This is a genomic window from Pseudoalteromonas sp. APC 3358, from assembly GCF_030408075.1.
Taxonomy (GTDB): Bacteria; Pseudomonadota; Gammaproteobacteria; order Enterobacterales; family Alteromonadaceae; genus Pseudoalteromonas; species Pseudoalteromonas arctica.
This window is the reverse complement of sequence record NZ_JASDCE010000003.1, coordinates 251,219-274,201: the sequence shown is the minus strand read 5'-3', so window position 1 is coordinate 274,201 and position 22,983 is coordinate 251,219. Positions and strand designations below refer to the sequence as shown.

At 38.9% G+C, this 22,983-nt stretch carries 19 protein-coding genes; 7 read left to right on the top strand and 12 right to left on the bottom strand.

Annotation, left to right across the window (positions count from 1 at the left end):
* Positions 1–4 precede the first annotated feature (4 nt).
* The 3 genes from QL995_RS06380 to QL995_RS06370 all read right to left on the bottom strand — a co-directional run bounded on the left by QL995_RS06380 (position 5) and on the right by QL995_RS06370 (position 3,527).
* Positions 5–856: a carboxylate/amino acid/amine transporter gene (locus tag QL995_RS06380; protein ID WP_024590277.1), complete on the bottom strand. Its 852-nt coding sequence runs from the start codon at positions 854–856 to the stop codon at positions 5–7.
* A 117-nt stretch (positions 857–973) separates the two neighbouring features.
* Positions 974–3,109 (bottom strand): M3 family metallopeptidase, encoded by a 2,136-nt coding sequence (locus tag QL995_RS06375; protein ID WP_007581300.1) that lies wholly within the window; start codon positions 3,107–3,109, stop codon positions 974–976.
* A gap of 208 nt (positions 3,110–3,317) precedes the next feature.
* Positions 3,318–3,527 carry a hypothetical protein gene (locus tag QL995_RS06370; protein ID WP_024590275.1) on the bottom strand — a complete coding sequence of 70 codons (210 nt, stop codon included), beginning with the start codon at positions 3,525–3,527 and terminating at the stop codon, positions 3,318–3,320.
* Positions 3,528–3,728: 201 nt separating this feature from the next.
* On the opposite strand from QL995_RS06370, the gene QL995_RS06365 reads away from it, so the two are divergent.
* The 6 genes from QL995_RS06365 to yegD all read left to right on the top strand — a co-directional run bounded on the left by QL995_RS06365 (position 3,729) and on the right by yegD (position 10,714).
* The gene (locus tag QL995_RS06365) at positions 3,729–4,589 is read left to right on the top strand and encodes a mechanosensitive ion channel domain-containing protein (RefSeq protein ID WP_007581304.1); all 861 of its coding nucleotides are present in this window, start codon (positions 3,729–3,731) and stop codon (positions 4,587–4,589) included.
* A 420-nt stretch (positions 4,590–5,009) separates the two neighbouring features.
* A complete protein-coding gene (locus QL995_RS06360; protein ID WP_290293762.1) occupies positions 5,010–7,274 on the top strand; it encodes a TonB-dependent receptor in 2,265 nt (754 codons plus the stop codon).
* A gap of 105 nt (positions 7,275–7,379) precedes the next feature.
* A complete protein-coding gene (locus QL995_RS06355) occupies positions 7,380–7,679 on the top strand; it encodes a hypothetical protein (protein WP_007581307.1) in 300 nt (99 codons plus the stop codon).
* A 75-nt stretch (positions 7,680–7,754) separates the two neighbouring features.
* Entirely contained in the window at positions 7,755–8,411 is a 657-nt protein-coding gene (locus tag QL995_RS06350; RefSeq protein WP_290293761.1) for an HAD family phosphatase, read from the top strand.
* Between the two features lie 33 nt (positions 8,412–8,444).
* On the top strand, positions 8,445–9,287 hold the full coding sequence (locus tag QL995_RS06345; RefSeq protein WP_290293760.1) for a DNA ligase: 843 nt from the start codon (positions 8,445–8,447) through the stop codon (positions 9,285–9,287).
* 62 nt (positions 9,288–9,349) lie between these two features.
* Positions 9,350–10,714 (top strand): molecular chaperone, encoded by a 1,365-nt coding sequence (yegD, locus tag QL995_RS06340; protein ID WP_165729036.1) that lies wholly within the window; start codon positions 9,350–9,352, stop codon positions 10,712–10,714.
* Between the two features lie 19 nt (positions 10,715–10,733).
* On the opposite strand, the gene QL995_RS06335 is transcribed toward yegD, so the two are convergent.
* The 3 genes from QL995_RS06335 to QL995_RS06325 all read right to left on the bottom strand — a co-directional run bounded on the left by QL995_RS06335 (position 10,734) and on the right by QL995_RS06325 (position 13,106).
* Complete coding sequence (locus tag QL995_RS06335; RefSeq protein WP_002958191.1) at positions 10,734–11,198, bottom strand: methylglyoxal synthase; 465 nt, start codon at positions 11,196–11,198, stop codon at positions 10,734–10,736.
* Between the two features lie 67 nt (positions 11,199–11,265).
* Positions 11,266–11,910, bottom strand: coding sequence for a LysE family translocator (locus QL995_RS06330; RefSeq protein WP_007581318.1), 645 nt, complete (start codon positions 11,908–11,910; stop codon positions 11,266–11,268).
* On the bottom strand, positions 11,907–13,106 hold the full coding sequence (locus tag QL995_RS06325) for a multidrug effflux MFS transporter (protein WP_007581320.1): 1,200 nt from the start codon (positions 13,104–13,106) through the stop codon (positions 11,907–11,909). The genes QL995_RS06330 and QL995_RS06325 overlap by 4 nt, the downstream gene beginning before the upstream one ends.
* 183 nt (positions 13,107–13,289) lie before the next feature.
* Here QL995_RS06325 and QL995_RS06320 point away from each other — a divergent pair, with 183 nt between their 5' ends.
* Positions 13,290–13,763, top strand: a complete 474-nt coding sequence (locus QL995_RS06320; RefSeq protein WP_007581322.1) for a hotdog fold domain-containing protein — start codon at positions 13,290–13,292, stop codon at positions 13,761–13,763.
* A gap of 21 nt (positions 13,764–13,784) precedes the next feature.
* On the opposite strand, the gene QL995_RS06315 is transcribed toward QL995_RS06320, so the two are convergent.
* The 6 genes from QL995_RS06315 to QL995_RS06290 form a co-directional block, all read right to left on the bottom strand.
* Entirely contained in the window at positions 13,785–14,267 is a 483-nt protein-coding gene (locus QL995_RS06315; RefSeq protein WP_007581324.1) for a polymer-forming cytoskeletal protein, read from the bottom strand.
* Positions 14,257–15,420: a peptidoglycan DD-metalloendopeptidase family protein gene (locus QL995_RS06310; RefSeq protein ID WP_290293759.1), complete on the bottom strand. Its 1,164-nt coding sequence runs from the start codon at positions 15,418–15,420 to the stop codon at positions 14,257–14,259. The genes QL995_RS06315 and QL995_RS06310 overlap by 11 nt, the downstream gene beginning before the upstream one ends.
* Positions 15,421–15,563: 143 nt before the next feature.
* Positions 15,564–16,877: a fumarylacetoacetase gene (fahA, locus tag QL995_RS06305; protein ID WP_010555130.1), complete on the bottom strand. Its 1,314-nt coding sequence runs from the start codon at positions 16,875–16,877 to the stop codon at positions 15,564–15,566.
* 136 nt (positions 16,878–17,013) lie between these two features.
* Positions 17,014–18,060 (bottom strand): 4-hydroxyphenylpyruvate dioxygenase, encoded by a 1,047-nt coding sequence (hppD, locus tag QL995_RS06300; protein WP_010555129.1) that lies wholly within the window; start codon positions 18,058–18,060, stop codon positions 17,014–17,016.
* 303 nt (positions 18,061–18,363) lie between these two features.
* Positions 18,364–21,111: a metallophosphoesterase gene (locus QL995_RS06295; protein WP_290293758.1), complete on the bottom strand. Its 2,748-nt coding sequence runs from the start codon at positions 21,109–21,111 to the stop codon at positions 18,364–18,366.
* Positions 21,112–21,256: 145 nt separating this feature from the next.
* Positions 21,257–22,750 (bottom strand): peptide MFS transporter, encoded by a 1,494-nt coding sequence (locus QL995_RS06290; RefSeq protein WP_290293757.1) that lies wholly within the window; start codon positions 22,748–22,750, stop codon positions 21,257–21,259.
* Between the last annotated feature and the right edge of the window lie 233 nt (positions 22,751–22,983).

Below are 22,983 nucleotides of genomic sequence, written 5' to 3'. Positions count from 1 at the left end.
CTTATTAATTTACTTTTTTATTAAGCATTTGATTCACTAATAATGCACCTAACATTATAGCTGCACCAATACTTAACCTAACTATGTCAGCGTCTCTGTTCCAAATAAGCACGTTAACAATAATCCCTGCTGGGATAAGTAAGTTATTCATGACTGCCAGAGCTCCAACGTTGACGAGTGTTGCGCCTTTATTCCACATAAAGTAACCAAGGCCTGATGCAACAATCCCTAAATAAATCAGTATGCTCCACTGAGTAGAAGTGGTTGGTAATTTGTTTGAATTACCAAATAATGCATAACAAATTGTGGCAATAATAAGTGCGCCTATAAAAAACCATCCAAATACGGTTTTATCATCAAGCTGATTGTTCATCATTAAGCGTTTGTAGGCTACTTGGCCTACAGCAAAACTTATGTTCGCACCTTGAACTAATAATAAGCCAATTATGAAATTGCTATTTAGGTTTTCGTAACGAATGGTAATTGCACCAATTACAGCAATAAGTGCGATTATAAAAAAGCGTGGGTTAAAATGTTTGTTCAATGCATCATTTAGCAAGGTAATGTACAAAGGAGTCATTACTGTAAATAGCAGTACTTCGGGGACGCTTAAAAATAAAAAGGAATGGTAGTAAAAGCTATACATAACACCAAGTTGTATAGCGCCAATCAGCATGAGCTTTAAGGCTAAAGGTTTAGGTGTTTGTTTAAACTTTAAAAATGGTAAAAATACGAGGGTTGCTAGTGCTATGCGAATTAACACACTAAACCATGCATCCACCTGACCTGCTAAATACACGCCAATTAAACTAAATGAAAATGCCCAAAGTAAAGTTACTGCAAATAAGTACCGCATAGCTGTCGTCTTTAAATAATTAATTGCAGCAGTTTATCTGTTATAAATTGATGTATAAACAATAAAAGCCCGCAAGCGGGCTTTTATAAAGCAACAATTAATAAACTAAGTTATTAACTATTCAACTAAACCACGGCGCTTAAGTAGTGCGTCGGTAGTTGGTTTTTGACCTCTAAACTCAATGTAGCTTTGCATTAAGTCGCGGCTGTTACCTTTTGATAGGATTTCTTTACGGAACTTGTCACCATTTTTACGTGTTAAGCCGCCGTTGTTTTCCATATGTGCAAAGGCGTCTGCTGCAAACACTTCAGTCCATAGGTACGCGTAGTAACCCGCTGAATAACCACCTGCAAATGTGTGGCTAAAGAAGTTTGATTTGTAACGCGGTGGAACAGGGTAGTAAGCAATACCGTGTTTTTCTAGTGCGTCTTGCTCAAACTTTTGAACGTCAGCTACTTTTTTATCAGAACCAAATGAATGCCATTCCATATCAAGTAGTGCAGCGGCTAAATATTCAGTAGTGCCGTAACCTTGGTTGAATTTTTGCGATTCAAGTACTTTATCAAGTAAAGCTTGTGGAATTGGCTCACCTGTCTTGTAATGCTTAGCATAGTTTGCAAGTACTGTTGGTTCAATCATCCAATCTTCATTTGCTTGCGACGGAAACTCAACAAAGTCACGCGCCGTTGCAGTGCCTGCTAGGCTTGGGTATTTAACATCTGAGAATAAACCGTGAGCAGCATGACCAAATTCATGGAACATAGTAGACACTTCGTCAAACGTCATTAGCGTAGGCTCGCCTGCAGCAGGTTTTGGAATGTTCTGCGCATTGTAAATAACAGGTTTGGTGCCTTTTAAGCCGCTTTCGCTAACGTATGCACTCATCCATGCGCCGCCACGTTTACCTTCACGTGCATATGGGTCTAAGTAAAATAAACCAATAGCGCTGCCATCAGCATTAAATACTTCGTATACGGTTACATCTTCATGATAAACAGGAAGATCTTTACGTTCTTTAAACGTAATACCGTACAGTTTGTTCATTGCAAAGAATAAGCCATCGTGAATAACCGATTGCATTTCAAAGTATGGTTTAACAAGTGCTGGGTCTAAGTTGTACTTTTCTGCACGTACTTTTTCAGCATAAAAAGTCCAATCCCATGGTTTAAGCTCAAAGCTTTCGCCTGAATCGTTAATCACTTTTTGAATAGCGGCTGCTTCAATCTTTGCTTTTTCAACTGCTTTTGGTGCTAGGTCATCAAGGATGCCGTAAACGTTTTCAGTTGTTTGCGCCATACGCGACGTCATTACATAAGAAGCCCAATCTTTGTAGCCTAAAAGCTCTGCTTTTTGAGCGCGTAGGTTGGTTTCTTTAATAATGATAGGGCCGTTAGTTTTTGCTGCACGGTTTGCAGAAGCTTTAAAAATTCGCTCACGTAGGTCGCGGTTTTCAAGGCTGCTTAAAATTGGTTGTTGCGTTGTATTTACCAAAGTGATCATGTAGCCGTCTTTGCCCGCTTTTTTAGCTGAAGCTGCAAGGCCTGCAATTTCGCCTTCAGAAAGACCTGCTAATTCACTTTTATCTGTAACTACAATAACGTCTTCTTTAAACGATTTTAAAATGTTTTGTGAAAACGCAGTAGATAGCTGAGCTAGCTCTGAGTTAATTTCACGCATTTTAGCTTTTTCAGCGTCATTTAATTTAGCACCTGCTTTTACAAACTGCTTGTAGTAAAAATCAACTAGGCGTTTATCTTCTGCGTTTAATTTATCTTGATTGTCGTAAATTGTTTGTACGCGCTTAAATAATTCACCGTTTAAGTAAATATCATCTGAGTGAGCAGATAATACAGGCGCCATTTTTTCATCAATACGCTGGTATTCAGCATCTGAAATTAAACCAGATAAGTTATAAAAAGCAGCCGATACGCGATTTAATAGCTCCCCTGACAATTCCATTTTAACTAATGTGTTTTCAAATGTTGCTGGAGCAGGGTTGTTAGCAATGGCTTGTACTTGTGCCGTGTGCTGTGCGATACCTGCATCGAATGCAGCTTCGTAGTCTTTTGTACCAAATTTATCAAACTCTGGTGCCATATATTGCAATGGGCTTGGCTTAAATAAAACATTGTTTGCGTTCATGTCTTGCACTTGTGCTGCGCCTTCTTTTGCCATGTTTTGTGTATCGTTAGATGAACAGGCCGATAATATTAAGGCACTAGCAATAGTAGTGGCGATCAGGGTTTTACGCATAATAACTCCATAGAAAGATTAGCCGGAATAGGCTTTGCGAGTCGAAAAACCTAGTTAACTTATCAAATTTTGGCGTTTATACAATAAAGTTTATCGGTATTAAGGGGGATTTGAACGCAAATTAGCTAATATTTAGCTTTAAGGGAGGTAAAAGTAGCTCTAAAAGTAAACACCTGAGCTACTTAATAAGTCGTTGAGTCATAATTGCTTAGTTATATCCAAGTACAAATTTTCTCTCAGAGCCAAAGTTGCTAGGTTGTTGTTGGCCAAACTCTTTGTTGATAGATGCCAGTGTTTGCTCTTGTTCTGCAAGAAGGCACAAAATTTTATTTCGGTAATCTAGGCTGCTTTCAAATAAATGTAAGTCTACCTGCGGCTGCAAAGTAGCGAGTCTTTGATTTAAAGTAAGTTGTGTCATATGTGATCTCCAGTGCTTGTACACTATTTATATAGCACTCGGTGCAATAAAGAGTTAATAAATTGTTCATAAAAAGTATATTGAACTTATTAACTTGGCGTTTTAGTTATATTATGACTGCTAAACTTACCCAACACTGAACCGCTTTCACTTTATAGCGATTTAAATTTAAAGCGCTCCTTTGCTTGTTTTGGAAAATAAATGACCTTAGAACACATAAACCAAATTCTTGCCTTTGTTGTATTTAGTTACAGCGATGTACACATTACCGTAGCAAAAATTATTAAAGTGCCTTTAATACTTTTCGCTATTTGGTTTATTGTGACGCGTATTGGCAAGCTAATAACAAAAACATTATTGGCAAAAAAGTTAAGCCAAGATGCCGTGCATTTATTTACACGTATCTACTTTATTTTAAGTATCGCTATTTTAATTTTTACATCTTTAGAAGTATTAAGCATACCGCTTACTGCGTTTGCTTTTGTTTCAGGTGCAATAGCCATTGGTGTTGGTTTTGGCGCGCAAAATATTATCAATAACTTTATTAGTGGCTGGATACTAATGTGGGAACGCCCAATACGTATTGGTGACTTTTTAGAGGTAGGCAATGCAAAAGGCGTGGTTGAAACAATTAATACTCGCTCAACGCGTATTCGCCGAAATGACGGCGTACATATGCTTATTCCTAATTCTCAATTGCTCGAAAATACAGTAACAAACTGGACGCTAATAGATGGCAATGCACGCTCATCGGTCAGTGTAGGCGTTGCGTATGGATCAGACGTGATACTGGTTAAAAAGCTTATTCAGCAAGTGCTTGATGATCATGAAGCAATATTGGCTAATCCAAAGTCATCGGTGTTATTTGATGACTTTGCAGATAGCTCGCTCGTATTTAACGCTATTTTTTGGGTGTGCGCCGAGTCTGAAACCATGCTTAGAAAAGTACGCAGTGATATTCGTTTTAGTATTTACGCTGTATTTGAAAAGCATGATGTAGTGATTGCTTTTCCGCAGCGTGATATTCATATCGACGGTGAAATTGCATTTAAGCGCTCATAGTTCAAATATAGTAAATATTAAAAGTCGCTCTTGGGCGGCTTTTAATAAAAACACAGGTGTTTCTATTTTAGGTTAACATGTAAAACAATCCCTTCTTCCTACTCCATTTTATTAAATCCAATAAAGGACATATGTCCTTAATATTAGAGTTTTGCATCTAAATAGTGATAAAAACACGTGATTTTGTAGTTAAATGTTGCAAAAAAGTTTCTAATTATGTCTATATTTATGCAGTAAAATTGTCACACAATGGTATAATCTTAATCGTTCGTTCAGCCTTATAACATCGTTTTTGTACTCTCGGTAATAAGGTCCGCGCGCATGACGCAAGTCGCGAAAAATTGAACGAGCCCGCAATGAATACATTGCGCAACACAAAAAACCGTTGAACAAGAGTGCACAAAAAAGGTTAAACCCAACATGAAAGCAATGAAAAGATCTACGTTAGCTACCCTAATCAATGCAACGTTGTTCTCTGCAGTAGCAGGTACTTCATTTTCTTCTTTAGCTGCTGAAGAAAAAACAGCTAAAAAAAGTAATCAACTAGAAGTTATTCAAGTAACAGCTCGTAAACGTGTAGAAAACGCTCAAGAAGTACCAGTAGCAGTATCTGCTCTACAAGGTGATAACCTTGATGCGTATAGCTCAGCTGGTATGGATATTCGTTTTTTAAATGCGAAAATTCCAAGTTTATCTATTGAATCTTCATTTGGTCGTTCATTCCCACGCTTTTACGTTCGTGGTTTAGGTAATACCGATTTCGATTTGAATGCATCACAACCAGTATCACTTGTTGTTGATGAAGTCGTTCAAGAAAATGCAATTTTAAAAGGCTTCCCAGTATTTGATGTTGAACGCGTAGAAGTGTTACGTGGACCACAGGGAACTTTATTTGGACGTAACACGCCGGCTGGCCTTGTTAAGTTTGATACTGTTAAACCAAGCCAAGAATTTGATGGTTATGGCTCTGTTTCATACGGTAGCCGTGGCGCTGTAGACACAAGTGGTGCTGTAGGTGGTGCTTTAACTGACCGTTTATCTGCCCGTGTTTCATTATTATGGCAAGACAAAGACGATTACATTGATAACCAAGCTCCAGGCTTTGAAGCTAAAGACGAGCAAGGTGGTTACACTGAAAAAGCGGCACGCGTTCAGTTTTTATATGAAGGCGATGATTTTACTGCTTTATTAAACTATCACACACGTGACTTAGATGGCTCACCAATTGCATTTCGTGCAAATGTAATTAAAGCGGGTACTAATGAGCTAGTAGATAACTACGAAAGTGATGTTGTTTATCAAGATGCGGCATCTCGCTCTACTCAACAAGTAGAATCGGAAGGTGCAAGCTTAAAGCTTGAGTGGGAACTTAAAAACCACACAATTACTTCAATTTCTGCATGGGAAAGTGCTGAAATATATTCGCGCGCTGATATTGACGGCGGTTACGGTTGTGGTTTTTGTGGACAAGATAATGGTCCAGGTTTTGTCCCATTTGAGGCTGAAAGTGCCGATGGTATTCCAGATCACGACCAGTTAACGCAAGAACTACGTTTATCTAGTAACTTTGATGGTGACTTAAATTATCAAGTAGGTGTATTTTACTTTGATGAAGAGCTGACAATTGAAAACTTTAATTACAACACCGCTGATAATGGTGTACTAAACGGTTATGTTGAGCAGCAACAAGATACAACAGCATGGGCAGTATTTGGCTCTGTAGATTATGTCGTATCTGATGATTTAAAAGTAACAGCGGGACTTCGTTATTCAGATGATGACAAAGATTTTGTAGCTGATCGTACACTTAGCCCAATTGGCGCTGGTTCAAAAACTATTCCTGAAAACGTAAGCGATAGTCATGTAAGTTGGGATTTCTCTGCAAACTACAAAGTAAACGATGATGTTAACTGGTACGGACGTGTAGCAAACACATTCCGTGCACCAAGCTTACAAGGGCGTATTTTGTTCAGTGAAGAAGTAACAACAGCTGAATCAGAAACAGTAACATCGTACGAAACGGGTATTAAATCAGACGTGTTAGACGGACAAGGTCGCGTTAATGCAACTGTGTTCTACTACACAATGAGCGATCAACAATTGACTGCTGTAGGTGGTGACACTAATTCTAGTAGCTTAATCAATGCAGACAAAACAACGGGCTACGGCTTCGAGCTAGACACACAGTGGGTACTAAGTGATGAGTTTAATGCAACATTTAACTTAAGCTACAATAAAACCGAAATAAAAGATGACAGTATATCAATACCAGTACCTGACCGTGACACATTAAACGTGACTGATCCAATTAATAATTCAGGCTTTGCTGTACTTGACGGTAATAGCTTACCGCATGCTCCTGAGTGGATCTCTAACTTTACGCTTCGCTACACTAAAGAACTTGCCGATGGTAACTTCTTCGCAAGCGGTGATATTTCTTATCGCAGTAAAATCAATATGTTCCTTTACGAATCAGTAGAGTTTGAAGGTAAAGAGCTTATTGAAACAGGTCTTCGTACAGGTTACACATGGTCTGAAGGCGATTACGAATACGAAGTTGCTGCGTTTGTTCGTAACTTATTTGACGAGCAACAAGTTATTGGCGCTGTAGACTTCAATAACAATACAGGTATTGTTAACGAAGAGCGTTATGTTGGTGCTGAATTTAAAGTTAACTTCTTCTAAAGATAACCTTAAATTATATTAATTTTTAAAAGCCTGCCTTGTGCAGGCTTTTATGTTTTTATAAAGCTGGTAAAGTAGCGTTAATTAATTTAAAGAGATAAAAAGATGGCTGGATTTTGGAATTACCGTGTAATTTTTTGTGAAGCAACGAAAGACGAAGCAGCGCAATATCAAATACACGAAGTAGAATATAACCTGAACGGTAAAGTGACTAACTGGTCAGAAACAGGCGCAGCCCCTTTTGGTACAACACTTGATGAGTTGAAAGATGACTCAGATCGTTTAAAAACAGCATTTGAAAAGCCTGTACTTAAAGTTATGCGTAAAACGCGTGGCTACGAGCTTGTTGATGTTGATACGGGTGAAGAAGCAACGGGTGAGCCACCAGCTGGCTTAACGCAATAACAACAATTTAATAAAAGGTGCTTAAGGCGCCTTTTTTATTGTCAAAATTTGGCTTAGGTTAAATAAGGAGTGAGGATGGCATTACAGGCAGTATTATTTGATATGGATGGCACATTAGTTGATTCAGAAAGCATGCACTTTGTATGTTGGAGTAAACTACTTAAGCCTTACGGTGTTAGTTATTTAGAAAATGATTTTTGTCAGCGCTTTTCAGGACGACCCACTTTAGAAGCTGCAATCGAGATTAAGCAAGAGCATAACTTATCAGTAAGCGCACAGTTTTTAGCGGATGAAAAATACCGTTTATTTGGCGAATATGTAATAACACATTTACCACCACTGATGCCGTTTACTGAGCAAACGTTGAAAGCTGTAAAAGCGAGTGACTTAAAAATGGCGCTAGTAACGGGCAGTGCTAAAAGTGAAGCTATGCCAATACTTAAAGGTTTAGGATTTTATGAGCTGTTTGACACGGTGGTAACAAAAGACGATGTAACTAATCCTAAACCTGCTGGAGACCCATATTTACTGGCACTTAAGCAGATAAATATACAGGCAGGCAATGCAATTGCTGTTGAGGATACATTTACCGGTGTTACGGCGGCCAACAACGCTTTGTTACGTGTTGTAGCCATTGCCAATAGCCATACTAAAGATCACGATTTTAGCCAAGCTACCTATAAAATGAGTAACTTAGATGAGTTTTGGCAATGGGTGCAATCTCAACTATAGTTTAAGCCAACTTTTACTTGCTTGGATGCGCCAATGTTTACTATTAAACACCTGCTTTTAATTGTTGTTGTACTTTTTACGCAATGTATAAGTGCAGCACAACCCTCTGTTTTACTGGCTAAAGTATATAACGAAACTAAACATTACGATGTAAGTAAGTATTTAGTCAGTGAAAAATATGATGGCGTAAGAGCTATATGGACCGGCACGCAGTTTGTTACTCGCAAGGGCAATATTATTAATGCGCCGAGTTGGTTTACAGCACCATTGCCAAATGTATGGCTTGATGGTGAGCTGTGGACTAAACGTGAGCACTTTTCTGCGCTTAGTGGCATAGTCAGAACTAAAAAACCTAATAATCATGATTGGCAAACTATTACTTATAAAGTATTTGATATGCCAAATGAAAATCTGCCTTTTAGCACTCGCTATAAAAACTATAATGAGCTTATTACTAGCCTAAACTCGCCGCACATTAGTGCTGTAGGTCAATATAGCTTTACAAATAATGAGCAGCTTACAGAGTATTTTGACGATATAACTAAGCAGGGCGGCGAGGGCGTAATGCTTCATTTGGCCAGCGCGAAGCACAGCAATGGAAGAAGTAATGCATTACTAAAATTAAAACCTTATTTAGATGCAGAAGCGGTTGTAATTGCCCACTTACCAGGCAAAGGTAAATATCAAGGAATGTTAGGGGCATTAAGGGTAAAAACAGCGCAGGGGCAGGTATTTTCTATTGGTACTGGGTTTAATGATGCACAGCGCTCCATTCCACCGGAGATTGGTAGTACTGTAACGTATCGATTTCATGGCTTAACAAAAAATGGGTTACCGCGTTTTGCTAGTTTTTTACGGGTCAGAGATAGTTTATAACATTTATAAATTTTACAAAGTGTGCTAAATTGCGCGGCCTTTTTGGTAATGTGTGGTGAAGTATGTTTGTAGGTTTTGATTACGGTAGTTCTAATTGTGCTATGGGTGTAATGAGCGAGGGTAATGTTCAATTAGTACCGCTAGAGCAAGGAAAACATTACTTACCGTCTACACTTTACACTCATCACAGTGCGTTGGTTGTTGATTTTGTTGCTAAGCATTTACATGGCACAGCCCATGAGCATGACTTTTTAACGCAGCGCCAAGCATTATTAAATACCTTACCTCGTATTAAGTCAGACCTTGATTTACAACCTTCAGATGAAACCCTATTTATTGGTCGTGAAGCGATTAGCGAGTACGTGCAGTTTCCTGAAGAAGGCTATTTTGTTAAGTCTCCTAAATCATTTTTTGGTGCAACAGGTTTAAAGCAAGGTCAAATTAACTTTTTTGAAGATATCGCAACCGCGATGATCTTAAAAATTAAGCAACGCGCTGAGCTCTCTTTAGGTAAAACACTTACACAAACAGTGATTGGTCGCCCAGTAAACTTTCAAGCTGTGGGTGGCGAGCAATCAAATCAACAAGCGGTCGGTATTTTAGAGCGTGCTGCTAAACGTGCTGGTTTTAAAGACGTAGAGTTTTTATATGAGCCACTTGCTGCGGGTATCGATTACGAGAGTGACTTAACTCAGGATCAAAAAGTACTCGTTATTGATATTGGTGGTGGTACAAGTGACTGCTCATTTGTACAAATGGGCCCGAGTTTTAGAGGAAATAGCCAGCGCGATGGCGATTTTTTATCTCACAGTGGTAAACGTGTTGGCGGAAACGATTTAGATATTGCTTTGAGCTTTCATGGTTTAATGCCGTTATTGGGTTTAGGCAGTACGTTTAAATCAGGTCTACCTTTGCCTAATCAAGCGTTTTGGCAAGCGTGTAAAATTAACGATGTAAACTTACAAAGCCAATTTTATAGTGAAAGCCATACCCGAGAGCTAAATGCACAATTACGTGATGTAAGTGCACCTGATCTTTATAAGCGTTTAATACATTTACAGCAAAACAAGCAAGGTCATCAGTTAGTACAACAAGGTGAAGCGGCTAAAATAGCACTTTCGTCAGCTAGTGCGTTTGATTGTGATTTAAGCTTTTTAGATAGTGGGCTGAATAAAAATGTATCGGTAAGCGATTTAGCTGTTGCCGTTGAGAGTAGTATTAGCCAAATAGTGACTTTAGCAAAACAAGCAATCAGCGACGCTGCGACCACGCCAGACATTATTTACTTAACAGGCGGTAGTGCACAGTCACCATTGATTAAAGCGGCTTTAAGTGAGCACTTAGGTAATATAAAAATGGTTAACGGGGACCACTTTGGTAGTGTAACTGCTGGCCTGACTAAATGGGCCAGCATGCTTTATAAATAACCTAGATTACAATTGAGGTTTAAAGATCTATTTGTCGGGTTGCGAGATATTTTTCGTAATCTGGCAATGTACGTTCAAGCTCTACATCCATAAGTGGTGAGCTTAATAACATATCTGCACTCACCTCATTACACGCCACCGGAATATTCCAAACAGCGGCTAAACGCAGCAGTGCTTTAACATCAGGGTCATGAGGCTGTGATGCTAATGGGTCCCAAAAAAATATCAAAACATGTATCTCATGTTCAGCTATTTTAGCGCCAAGTTGTTGATCGCCGCCCATAGGGCCACTTAATAGCTGAACTACATCAAGTCCCGTGGTTTTTTGAATTAAATGCCCTGTAGTACCTGTGCCATATAAAGTGTGCTTACTTAGTATTTCTTTGTGCTTTTCACACCATAATTTTAATGCTGCTTTTTTACCGTCGTGGGCAACTAAAGCAATATTTTTTTGTGCGGGAAGAGATTGTGTTTTTTGTTCCATGCTGATTCTTTTTTATTAGTTAGCTTAAACTCTGGGTAATAAATCTCTTAACCAAAGTGCAGGTTAGTTAAAATAATAGATTGATAGCAAGGGCTATAAATACAATGCCAGTGATCCTATCAATCCAAAGTTGGCTATTTGGGTTACGTCTAAAAAACTGTGCAATTTTGTCTCCAAAATAAATATACGTGCAGTCAATCGGAAAAGCAAAAATAGGGTAAAGCAAGCCAAAAAAAGCGAGTTGAAAAGTAGCAGATGAAAGCGTTGGATCTACAAATTGCGGAATAAATGCAATAAAAAACAGCGCCACTTTAGGGTTTAGCACTTCAGTCATCATGGCTTGAAACATGACATTACTTTTTTTACTGGTACTTATATGCGGTTTATCGGTTTGCTTGTCATCGGATATAGGCTCTGGCTGCTTTAGCGTGCCTTTAATCATCATAAATCCCAAATAACATAAATATGCTGCGCCTACATATTGCACTGCGGCATAGGCACTAGGGGAAGCTTTCAGTACTGCGCTTAGGCCTACAACAGCAAATAGAGTATGAATAACCCCACCTAATGCAAAACCAAAAGCACTTTGCATACCGGCGCTTCGACCATTAGCAAATGTTTGTGCCATCAAAAATGCATTTGATGGCCCAGGTGCTACAGCCATTAAAAAGCTGGCTAATAAAAACGAGACTAAAAAATCAGGATTGATCATTGAGCGCTTTTAGTTGGGTGTAAAGTATGTGCTTTTTTGCTCATTAAAATAAGCCAAAGCGGAACTAGCAATAATAAGTGAAAAGCAATTAACCACGGTGTACTTAACCCTAAATATTGGGTTAAAACAACGAGTATACTCGCGCCACTCATTTGCATAGCACCAAGTAATGCCGAGGCTGTGCCTGCTTGTTTAGGAAAGCTCGACAGAGCCATACCTGCAGCTGAGCCCAAACTTAGAGCAAAGCCTAATGCTGCAATTAAAATAGGTAACATAAGCGCAAATGCCGTCTCTATACCGCTAAGGGCTAGCATTAAAACGCCTGAAAAAACCAGTACACTCACACCGACACGCAAAGCACGTTGGCTATTTCGTTTAATGTACGTTGGTAAAATAAAACTAGCGACAATACTTATTACGGCGTTTAACGTAAACCAAAAAGTAAAGTCGGCTACAGTGCCGCCTAAATGCGTAATAAGCCAGCCTGGAGCTAGCGTCACATAAACTAATATGGCCGACATTGAGACCATGCAAATTAGGCTATTAAACAAAAATACCGGTGTTTTTATAATAGGTGTAAAGCGACGTAAATCTAAAATATGCCCCTGATAATGGCTATCAGCAGGACGAGTTTCTCTAAAAAAGAATAGCGTAACAACAAGGCCTACAATGGCAAACGCGGTTAAAAACATAAAGTTCATACGCCAGCCAAATTGTACGGTAAGCCAAGCCCCTAAAATAGGTGCCATTGCCGGAATAAAGCACACAATCCCGTTAAGGTAAGTGATCATTTGTCCACTTCGTTCACTACCATATTTGTCACGCACTATCGCAAATGCGACAACAAATGTGGCACAGGCTCCAAAACCTTGAAGAGCACGTGCAATCATCAATACTTCAAAAGAAGGCGAGTAATAGGCAAGTAATGCTGAGCCTGCATATAAACTTATACCCACTATAGCCACTGGCTTTCGGCCAAACCTATCGGCCAAAGGCCCCGCAATTAATTGGCCTAAACCTACTGTTAGCATAAAAATAGCAACGGTTTGCTGAACTTGTTGTTCTGTAACTGCAAATTGTTCTGCAATAGTAGGAAAAGCGGGTAAGTAAATATCGATTGCCATAGGGCAAAATATAACGAGTAACGCTAGGATAAGTAACAAAGTCATATTAGGTTTAGCGGGCTGTGTTTGCATTGAGTCTCCTTTTGCCGAGTATTTTAGGTGGGCACTCGTAAAAAAGAAAGGGCTTATGACCCCTGTATAGGTTGTCATTTTTATTTTTTGATTGGATTAAGCTAAAAAGGCAGCGTAAATGCACTTTTTAAAACTGGTCTGATGTGTTAATTTGAAAAAAGTAACTGTTGATGGAAAATAATAATGAGTAATAAATCTGCACTTGTACAAACATGGCATAAATTTAAGCGCCTACCTTTTGGGAATTGGCTTTTTACTAAAGCTGTTTGCTTTAAAGCGCCATATTTTGGTTCAATGAAACCTTACGTGCTCGACCTTCGAGAAGGGCATTGTAGTGCGTTGGTTAAAAATCGTCGCAGCGTTCATAATCATATTGGAACTATTCATGCTATTGCGCAGTGTAACTTAGCTGAATTGTGTGCAGGTGTAATGGTTGATGCAACAGTGCCAGTTAAAACGCATCGTTGGATCCCAAAAGGGATGACAGTTAGGTATTTGGCTAAAGTAGATACAGATGTAAGAGCAGTCGCTGAAATTGATTTACCGCATAAATGGATTGATAAAGAAGACTTAGTGGTACCGGTTAAACTGTATAATACCCGCAATGAGCTTGTTTTCACTGCAGATATTACTATGTATATTACTGAAAAAAGGTAGCTTACGTTAAGCTGATTCTACTTAGTTTTTATCAGCGGCTTGTTTATTTACAAACGATAAGTCGCTGCCATCTTCCTTCAACAATGCTTTAACTTCTTTTGCGGGTTTAAGCTCTTTCGAAATAAGTTCAGGCTCTTCTTTTTCAAAGCGTTGCTTTAAACTGCCTTCAATTACTGCACCTGCATCAATACTCAATGTATCGTGAAACACATCGCCATGAACATGAGCACCACTTTGTACCTTTACTTCACTAGCATTAATTGAGCCAATAACTTTGCCTTTAACAATAACGCTTTTAGCTTCAACAATACCTTCAACAACACCCGTTGAGCCAATAACTAAATGCTCCACTTTTATATCGCCATCAATACGGCCATCAAGCTGTACTTCACCTTGGCTAACTAAAGTGCCTGTAAGGCGTACGTCTTCAGAAATAATAGACGGTGTGTGATTTACTCTTTTTAAATTAGAGCTAACTGTTTTTTGTTTTTTTCTACCAAACACGAGAAAGCGCCTTTGTTATTTTTAGAGGATTGACTTGTTTACCGTTAAGTAATACTTCGTAGTGTAAATGAGTACCTGTACTTCTGCCTGTGCTGCCCATTAAACCAATTACGTCATGTTTAGTGATTAACTGACCTTTTTTTACTTTAATTTTATTTAAGTGTCCAAATCGAGTCACTAAGCCATTTTTATGTTCAAGCTCAATAAAGTTACCATAACCACCATTGCGACCGGCACGAAGCACTACAGCGTCTGCTGGGGCAAATATCTCGGTTTTATGCCAACCGGCTAAATCAATTCCTTTATGAAAGGCATGATTACTATTCATTGGATCTTTTCTAAGACCAAAACTACTCGAAATATAATATTTAGCTTTAGCTAAGGGGAGGGTGTTTGGTAGTTCAGTTAAAAAGTTTTCTAAATTATTTAATGCTAATAACTTATCAACGATGGCTAAAAAGTGGCTTGGAATTTTTGTTTCGTTAAATGTATCAAGTGGGCCACCTTGTGCGGTTGTTTGGGCACTTAATATTAAGTGTTGCTCAAGCGCTGACTCAATTCCTGCGCCTTTGACCATAGCTAAAATGGCTTGATGACGTTCACTAATTTGGTTATCTAAATAGGTAAAGCTTTGCTCATAATGATTATTTAAGTTGGCCACTCTTGTTGCGAATGGAATTGGAGCTATTAACTGTGCTTGTTTACCTTTTTGATTTTCATCGACTAATGGCTCATGAAATTCATTGCCATTTTCATTAATAGGTACATCAAGTTCTGTATCAAGCTTAATAACATCTTTGCTAATTGAAGCGGGAAGGGACTCTATCATGCTTTGCAGTAGCGCCTGTTTTTGCTCAAGTATTGCAAGTTGCTCTAACTGCGTTGCTTGCAGGGCTTGTTGCTCACTGACTTTTTGTTGCCACAGCGTTTGCTCGGTTATTTGATTTTGTTTTATGTCAGATATTTTATTTGTTTGTGTATAAACACGAAAGCTCGAAATACTCAGCCAAATAAAAGTGGCTAAAATAAGCGATGCTACAAGAAGTTGAAACCAAGAGGCTAAAACAACATGCTTAACTTCGCCATTTTGGCGAATAAGTAGCTGACGAGCTGGGAAAAATTTATGATAAAAAGACTTTATAAATACTGACATGGCATATAAACACTGGCTATTAACCGAATTAAGATAGCAATTTGAGTTAAAAAAGCTAGAAAAAAATTGTAACTGTTCAAAAATTAATAAAAAAGGGCTGCTTTTAGTAAGCAGCCCTTTTAATAATTTTTTTAATACTCGTATTACTTTGTAGGCAGTACTGTGCTCTCTACAGAGCCAAAACCTATGCGTGCATAGCCTTCTTTTTCACACCAACCGCGCATAATAACGTTATCGCCATCTTCTAAAAAGCTACGTTGTTCGCCATTGCTTAGCGTAATTTTTTCTTTACCGCCACGAGATAGTTCAAGTAAAGAACCCGCTTCTTCGTGCGTTGGACCAGACTGAGTGCCCGAACCTAACATGTCACCTGGCATAAAGTTACAGCCATTTACTGTGTGGTGAGTAACCATTTGTGCCACAGTCCAGTAAGAGTGCTTAAAGCTAGATGTTGATACACGCGTTGGGTTATGGCCTTCGCTACGCATTTTTTGCGTTTGAATTTTAACATCCATTTGAATATCAAAAGCACCTTGGTCGCGATTCGCTTTTGACTCTAAATAGTCCATAGGCTGTGGATCGTTTTCATCACGCGTCCAGCTTGTTCTATAAGGCGCTAGCGCTTCGGTTGTAACAATCCAAGGCGATACAGTTGAGGCAAAGTTTTTAGCTAAAAATGGACCAAGCGGTTGGTATTCCCACGCTTGCAAGTCACGTGCTGACCAATCGTTAAATACACAAAAGCCAAATACGTGGTTTTCAGCATTTTCGATAGCGATTGCATCGCCCAGTGCATTGCCTTTACCTAAGTAAATACCCAGCTCTAGTTCGTAATCAAGGCGTTTACAAGGACCGAATGATGGCACTTCTGCATCAGGCGCTTTAGTTTGACCTTTAGGGCGATGAAATGTTTGACCTGATACGTCAATAGATGAAGAACGACCATGGTAACCAATAGGTACCCATTTATAGTTAGGTAGTAATGGGTTATCAGGGCGAAACAAACTACCCACAGCAGTAGCATGATAAATAGAAGTGTAAAAGTCGGTGTAATCGCCGATACGACAAGGCAAAGAAAACTCTATATCAGATTGTGCTACAAGCGTATCGCTAAGTGCTTGTTGGTGCTCAGAGCCTGCCCGTAGTGCTTTTGAAAGGGCTAAACGAAGTGCTGACCAATACTGCCCCCCTAAACCCATAAATGTATTTAGAGTTGCTTCACTTGCTGCATCAGCGGCTGTTTTAGCGTCACCTGTTAAAACATTTAATTTACTCAGTTTTGCTAAATCAATTACTTGGTCACCAATTGCAACACCACCACGAAAGGCCTCATCAGACCCTTTACGGCGAAACTCTGCAAACGGTAAGTTTTGAATAGGGAAGTCGCAATTATCAACATTAGCTGACTCTACCCAGCTGGTTAAATTAATATCGTGGGTTTCGTTAATTAGGCTCATTACATTTCCTTTGGATTTTACTGTATGGCGACAAGGTATAGTTTATTTAATCATACTTGTACTTGGCGCCATACTTTTTAAATATTAAAACGACAAAAAGCAGCGAAGTTCGCTGCTTTTAATTTACTCAAATATTTTATAAAACGCCGCGACGCTCTTGGTCGCGTTCGATTGATTCAAATAATGCTTGGAAGTTACCTTCACCAAAGCCACCATCATCAACGCGTTGGATCATTTCTATAAAGATTGGACCAAATAAGTTTTTAGAGAAAATTTGTAATAAATAACAATTTTCACTTTGGCTATCTACGAGTATCTGGTGCTTACGAATTTTTTCTTTATCTTCAGCAACCCAAGGTACTCGGTCAAAAATAGTATCGTAGTACTCTGGGATAATATCCAACGTTGCAATTGTTGATTTATCAAGCTTATCAAGAGAACTTACTAGGTCATCTGTTAAAAACGCTAAATGTTGAACGCCTGGGCCGTTGTACTCACCAAGGTATTCATCAATTTGGTTGTTATCGTTACCTTTACCTTCGTTTATTGGAATAGAGAAGGTGCCACAAGGTGATTTTAGTGCATACGAAATAAGCGCTGTTTTTTGACCTTTAATGTCAAAGTAGCGTACTTCAGTAAAACCAAATACGTCTTTATAAAAGTTAGCCCATTTTTCCATGGTGCCTTTATAAACGTTATTGGTTAAATGATCGATTCGGATAAAGCCTTTATCTTCTACAACATTTTGCGTTTCTAAATCTTCAAAATCACTTTCGTAAATAGTGCCTTTGTCGCCAAAATTCTCAATAAAGTAAATTAGGCTGTCGCCAATGCCATAAATTGCAGGGTAAGGCATGTTTTTATGTGTTGAATCAGTGGCTGGTTTTGCACCACGCTCTACTGCAGTTTCAAATGCTTTTTGTGCATTCTCAACACGCCAACCCATTGAACAAATAGCAGGACCATGGCTTTTAGCAAATTCTGCAGAAAAACCTTCACGCTCGTTATTCAGTAAAAAATGAATATCGTTTTGGTTGTAATAAACAATGTCTTTACCTTTGAATTTTTTAAGCTTAGAGAAGCCAAAATCAGTAAATACTTTATCCATATAATCAGCATCAGGTGTTGCGTACTCGGTAAATTCAATACCGACTAAACCTAAATAGTTATTTACTTCACTCATTATTATTACTCCCGCAATTAAGCACTGCGATTATGTGTTGTTGTCATATTGCCGTAGATAATCAACCAGATTTTTGATTTGGGGAAGAGGGGGGCACTATTTAGTATGTAGTGCATGTGTAAATTTTATAGGACGGTTATTATAAAGTTACGTGTTTGTAATACAGTTAAATAAAATGAAGTTATATGGCATAGGGTTGAATAGTGGTTTTTATTCTTAATATGTTGTTTTTAAATAACAAAAAGGAGGGTTCACCTGCGTGAAGCCTCCTTTTAGAATGAACAAGCAAAAGCTTAGTTGTATTTAATTATTTACACTTTTAGAGTTGCTACCAAAGAACTTGTTACGTTGTTCAATCCATTGGTTTGTTTTTATCGCTGGCGCAGCTTGATAGTGACGTTCAATCGTTTGATTTAACACTCGCGTCGGTTGCTCAAAGGACAACTTTTGTTGTGCGCCGCCCATACTTTTAATTTCACCGCGAGTCATAGCACGACCAGCATAGAGTAATGCATTTAAGTAACCAGGTCGGGTTTCGTAGTTGTTATCTGTAAATAACAGGATTGTTTTATCAAGTGCCCATCGACGGTTTATCTCACCTTCTTCTTTAACACCTTCGAGTTCACCATCTACGTATATTTCAAATACGCCATTTGTTGGTGCGGCATAAAATACAAAGGCAATACGATGCCAGTTACCTGGTTTAGTATCGCCAAAGTATCCACTATTGCTGGTTGCTTCACCGTACCCACCGTCTGGGCTTGCAAATATATCTGCGTCATCTGTATCGTAGTTTTCGGTATCTGCTTGGATTATTGCGCGGTAAATGTCGTTTGTTTCCAATGGCCAGTTTATATCCATAACTATTGTGTAGTCAGACACTAACCCGTCATCTTTAAAATCACCATTTGCAGCTGTGTTTAACGTAATTAATAGGCCTTCTGTTGGAGAGTGACGAGTAAAAGCCATTACACCAGAAGGACCATCAGTTAAATCGGCAATATTAAGATCAGTGGTTGTCTCATAGCGTGTATCTTCTGGGCCCCAACCGTCATTTTCTGGGTCAAAGTAGCTTAAAACAGATGGGCCTGAGTCTGGAGTTAGTGGGTTTGTTGGATCGTCAAAGTTCCAAGTTGTTATATTTGCAACATCTTGGCAAGCATTAAGCTGTGTGTCTGTATCAAGGTGAAGACATTGAGTTGTTCTAAAGCGCGCGTATTGATCAAGTAGCCACCATGCTTCGGCAATTGGCTTTACATCATTAAAAGTAACACTGCTAAAAAATAAATCTGGATTAAGTGCCGGACCTTTAAATAAAGCGACATTATAATTTGTCGTTACTTGAATATCTTCTGGCTTTAACACAAACCAATCGGGTTGGCTGGCAATCATTGTATTTAAATCAGTGCCTGTAACGGTTACTTGATACAGTGAATTAAAGCCAGGTGTGTTTGAAGGCTGTCTTTCAACATAAAATGCTTTGTGAAAATCTTCTTGTGTAACAGTGCCTGGCGTCCATCTTTTTTGTACAAGTTCAGGGTTAAGCAGCGCTGCGTTGATTGAGCTTGAATGTTTAGTTGCAAGTGCTGCTATTTCTGCAACTTCAAAACTACTTGGGTAGTTTTCTGAAATGGCAATTTCTGTATCAGCATCGGGTGCATATCGGCCCATTACTTCATCGATAGCTAGCTTGGTTTCTTCGTCAGGTTCTATAGATGTTCGCGTATCTACATGTTGATAATCGTAACGACTTAGTGCTTTATCTGCAGTATTAAATACTAAATTTAAATCGGTGACTCCGCGAGCATAAAATTCTGGTTGAATGACTAAAGCATTATTTTCAAGCTCTATAAAGTCTTCACCACCATGAGTATGCCCACCAAGCACTAAATCTATACCGGGCACATTGGTTGCTATCTCAACGTCAGTTCCTTTACCTAAGTGGCTTAGCATTATCATGTAATCAACATCACCGCTGTATTGGCTTACAATACTTTGTGCGATTTGTTGCCATTTCCAACTCATTTTAAATTGTTTTATAAAGTCAGGAATAGGGTCATCTTCAATTGGCTCGTCAAGTTCATCCCATGGTACTGACGTCATCCCAAACACACCCAATGTTATGCAGCCAACCTGTACTTTAGCAAAGTCCACACCGCCAAAACTCTTATTTTGTTCTCCCTCAAATCGGGTATTACTGGCGAGTACAATGGCATTATCGTCTTGTGAAAACTCAAGCAGCTTTTCAGGACCCCATGCATAGTCATGATTCCCTAAAACACGTAAATCAAAAGCCATTAGCTTTACGGTTTCATCAGATGCTAAGCCTTGTGATATTTGCTCTGCAACGGTCCCTTTTTCGTAATCATCGCCACCATCGGTAAATAATGTATGGGGTGATTCGCTTAGCGCTTTTTTATAATAAGCTTTAATGCGGCTAAAATATTGTTCCTGATACCCAAAGCGAGAATGCATGTCGGCAACGTGCACAAACCTTACAGATTGCTCTGTTGCATTTGCATCACAGGTTGGGCCAATATCAGAAAACGCGACAGTACGTTGCATTTCTATTGCATAGCTACCTAGTTGGTCTACTTGTGCGCTAACAAAGCCTTGCGATACCGTTGAATTAGTAATACTTGACCAAGAATCGCCGCTCAAACGCGCAATAGTTAATTGGCCGCCTAATACATAGTCGTCAGGTATTTTTATAGTGATTGTCATTGAGCTAGAAAGTTGGAGTGTATTCGGGGTAAGCGTATGTATATCTGAAATGATATTTTTAGCTTGATTATTCTCATCAAGGACTAATTTTTCGTAGGTTATTTCAGTATCGTTAGCCACTATTTCCCCAGGGGCATTGATAGTAAAGTTACCTTCATCTAATGACGTTTGTAAGCCATTAGCATTGGTAATAATTAAGCCACTAGGCTCAGGTTCTACAGGATCATTTGGATTTACTGTAACTTGATCTTCGGCTCCACCACAGGCAGATAAAAAAATAAGGAGAAATGCTATTAGAGTGGCACGTAATAATGTTAATGAATGCATATACTGCTGTCCCTGGGTCTATTGAATAATCAATCAGGACATAATATCAGTTAACGGGGGCAGGGCAAAGTTGAATAAAAAAATTCCCCCATAGAGGCTATGGAGGAATGTTTAGGTTATGTTGTTATATTAAAATAAACAACAATTAAGAGACTTTCTCTTCTAACCCTTGTTTTTCCCATACTTTAGCTTTAAAGGTCATTAGTACTAAGACAGCACCAACACCAATGCTAAATAATGCAATTTGTAAGTATAAGTTAGGAATTTCAGAAACATTATTCGGATCGAAATTACCAGCAAGTAAACCCGCAATAATATTACCAATCGAGTAAGTTAATACAAATACACCCATCATTTGACCTGTGTAACGTCTAGGCGATAACTTACTTACAGCACTTAACGCTACAGGGCTTAAACAAAGCTCACCCACTGTATGTAAAAAGTACGTAGTAACAAGCCAGTAAGGCGCTACTTTTAAACCTTCAGCTGCGTAATGAGCCGCCATAAACATAACTAAAAAGCCAGATGCCATGATAATTAAGCCAATTGCACATTTAACGCTGTAGCTAGGTGACACTAAGCTTTTAGATAAGTTAATCCAAAGTGCTGCAAAAAATGGCGATAAAGCAATAATAAACAGTGAGTTTAATGATTGAAACCACGTTGTAGGGATTTCAAACGTACCAATAAATCGGTCGGTGTAATCACGGGCAAATAGGTTTAATGAAGAACCAGCTTGTTCAAAGCCAGACCAAAAACATGCAGAAGCAATACAGACTAAAAATAGTGCCCACATTCTTTGTTTTTCGGCATCGGTTAATTTACCTGTAAAGTAAATAACACCAAAATAAACAAAAAAGATAATAGTAAATACAATCGCTGTGTAACCTGCAACCACTGTTGGATTGATTACAATTACGCCGGTCATTGCAGCCGTAGTAACTGCAGCAGCTGCAATTACAAATGCAGCAATACCAATCCATGCACGTGAAGTACCTTTAGGACCAAGTGGATTAGCAGGTAAAGCGCTGTGCTCTGGTAAGTTATTAAGTGTGAGTTTGTACTGAACTAAACCAATGGCCATACCGACAGCTGCCGCACCAAATGCCCAGTGCCAGCCTACGTTCTCCATAAAGTAACCACATACGTAGTAACCGATTAAAGAACCCATGTTAATACCCATGTAATAAAGAGCGTAACCGCCATCACGACGCTCATCTGTATCACTGTATAGTTGGCCGACCATTGCGCTGATATTTGGTTTTAGCAAACCAGTACCTGTCGCTACAAATATTAAGCCAATGAAGAAAGAATAATCATGTGGAATAGCCAAAATAATATGACCAATCATAATGATTATACCGCCATACCATACTGCTTTTTGACCACCAAACAATCTATCTGCTAGCCAGCCACCTGGTAAACCTAAAAAGTATACCGCACCTGTGTATAAACCATAAATTGCAGCAGCTGAGGCAACAGTAAAGGCTAAACCTTCTTCTTGTAAGCTTGCTGTCATGAATAATACGAGCATAGCTCGCATACCGTAATAACTCATTCGTTCCCACATTTCAGTGAAGAACAATGTTGAAAGTCCTTTAGGGTGGCCACACCAACCACTATCTGGAGCTGAACTCATATTTACTTCCTAACTTTAAGAATTGTTGTAATGGCCTTATAATTTTTTGCTTTAGCTATTTTAGAATTTGTAACCACTAAAATGCTCGACCATCAGTATATTATTTGTAGCTAAGATAATGATTTGCTATATGGCAGTAACACCACAAGGTAAGAGACACACCCTTATCCTAGTTACAATTGCGCTCAAGTATACATATACCTTAGTGCTAGGGGAAGTGTTCGCGGTGTATC

Coding starts and splice junctions, on each gene's coding strand:
- QL995_RS06365 (WP_007581304.1), top strand. CDS start 3,729: ATGACCTTAGAACACATAAACCAAATTCTTGCCTTTGTTGTATTTAGT.
- QL995_RS06355 (WP_007581307.1), top strand. CDS start 7,380: ATGGCTGGATTTTGGAATTACCGTGTAATTTTTTGTGAAGCAACGAAA.
- QL995_RS06335 (WP_002958191.1), bottom strand. CDS start 11,198: ATGGAACAAAAAACACAATCTCTTCCCGCACAAAAAAATATTGCTTTA.
- hppD (WP_010555129.1), bottom strand. CDS start 18,060: ATGAGTGAAGTAAATAACTATTTAGGTTTAGTCGGTATTGAATTTACC.
- QL995_RS06370 (WP_024590275.1), bottom strand. CDS start 3,527: ATGACACAACTTACTTTAAATCAAAGACTCGCTACTTTGCAGCCGCAG.
- QL995_RS06310 (WP_290293759.1), bottom strand. CDS start 15,420: ATGTCAGTATTTATAAAGTCTTTTTATCATAAATTTTTCCCAGCTCGT.
- QL995_RS06345 (WP_290293760.1), top strand. CDS start 8,445: ATGTTTACTATTAAACACCTGCTTTTAATTGTTGTTGTACTTTTTACG.
- QL995_RS06380 (WP_024590277.1), bottom strand. CDS start 856: ATGCGGTACTTATTTGCAGTAACTTTACTTTGGGCATTTTCATTTAGT.
- QL995_RS06295 (WP_290293758.1), bottom strand. CDS start 21,111: ATGCATTCATTAACATTATTACGTGCCACTCTAATAGCATTTCTCCTT.
- QL995_RS06330 (WP_007581318.1), bottom strand. CDS start 11,910: ATGATCAATCCTGATTTTTTAGTCTCGTTTTTATTAGCCAGCTTTTTA.
- QL995_RS06360 (WP_290293762.1), top strand. CDS start 5,010: ATGAAAGCAATGAAAAGATCTACGTTAGCTACCCTAATCAATGCAACG.
- QL995_RS06350 (WP_290293761.1), top strand. CDS start 7,755: ATGGCATTACAGGCAGTATTATTTGATATGGATGGCACATTAGTTGAT.
- QL995_RS06320 (WP_007581322.1), top strand. CDS start 13,290: ATGAGTAATAAATCTGCACTTGTACAAACATGGCATAAATTTAAGCGC.
- QL995_RS06325 (WP_007581320.1), bottom strand. CDS start 13,106: ATGCAAACACAGCCCGCTAAACCTAATATGACTTTGTTACTTATCCTA.
- yegD (WP_165729036.1), top strand. CDS start 9,350: ATGTTTGTAGGTTTTGATTACGGTAGTTCTAATTGTGCTATGGGTGTA.
- fahA (WP_010555130.1), bottom strand. CDS start 16,877: ATGAGCCTAATTAACGAAACCCACGATATTAATTTAACCAGCTGGGTA.
- QL995_RS06375 (WP_007581300.1), bottom strand. CDS start 3,109: ATGCGTAAAACCCTGATCGCCACTACTATTGCTAGTGCCTTAATATTA.
- QL995_RS06290 (WP_290293757.1), bottom strand. CDS start 22,750: ATGAGTTCAGCTCCAGATAGTGGTTGGTGTGGCCACCCTAAAGGACTT.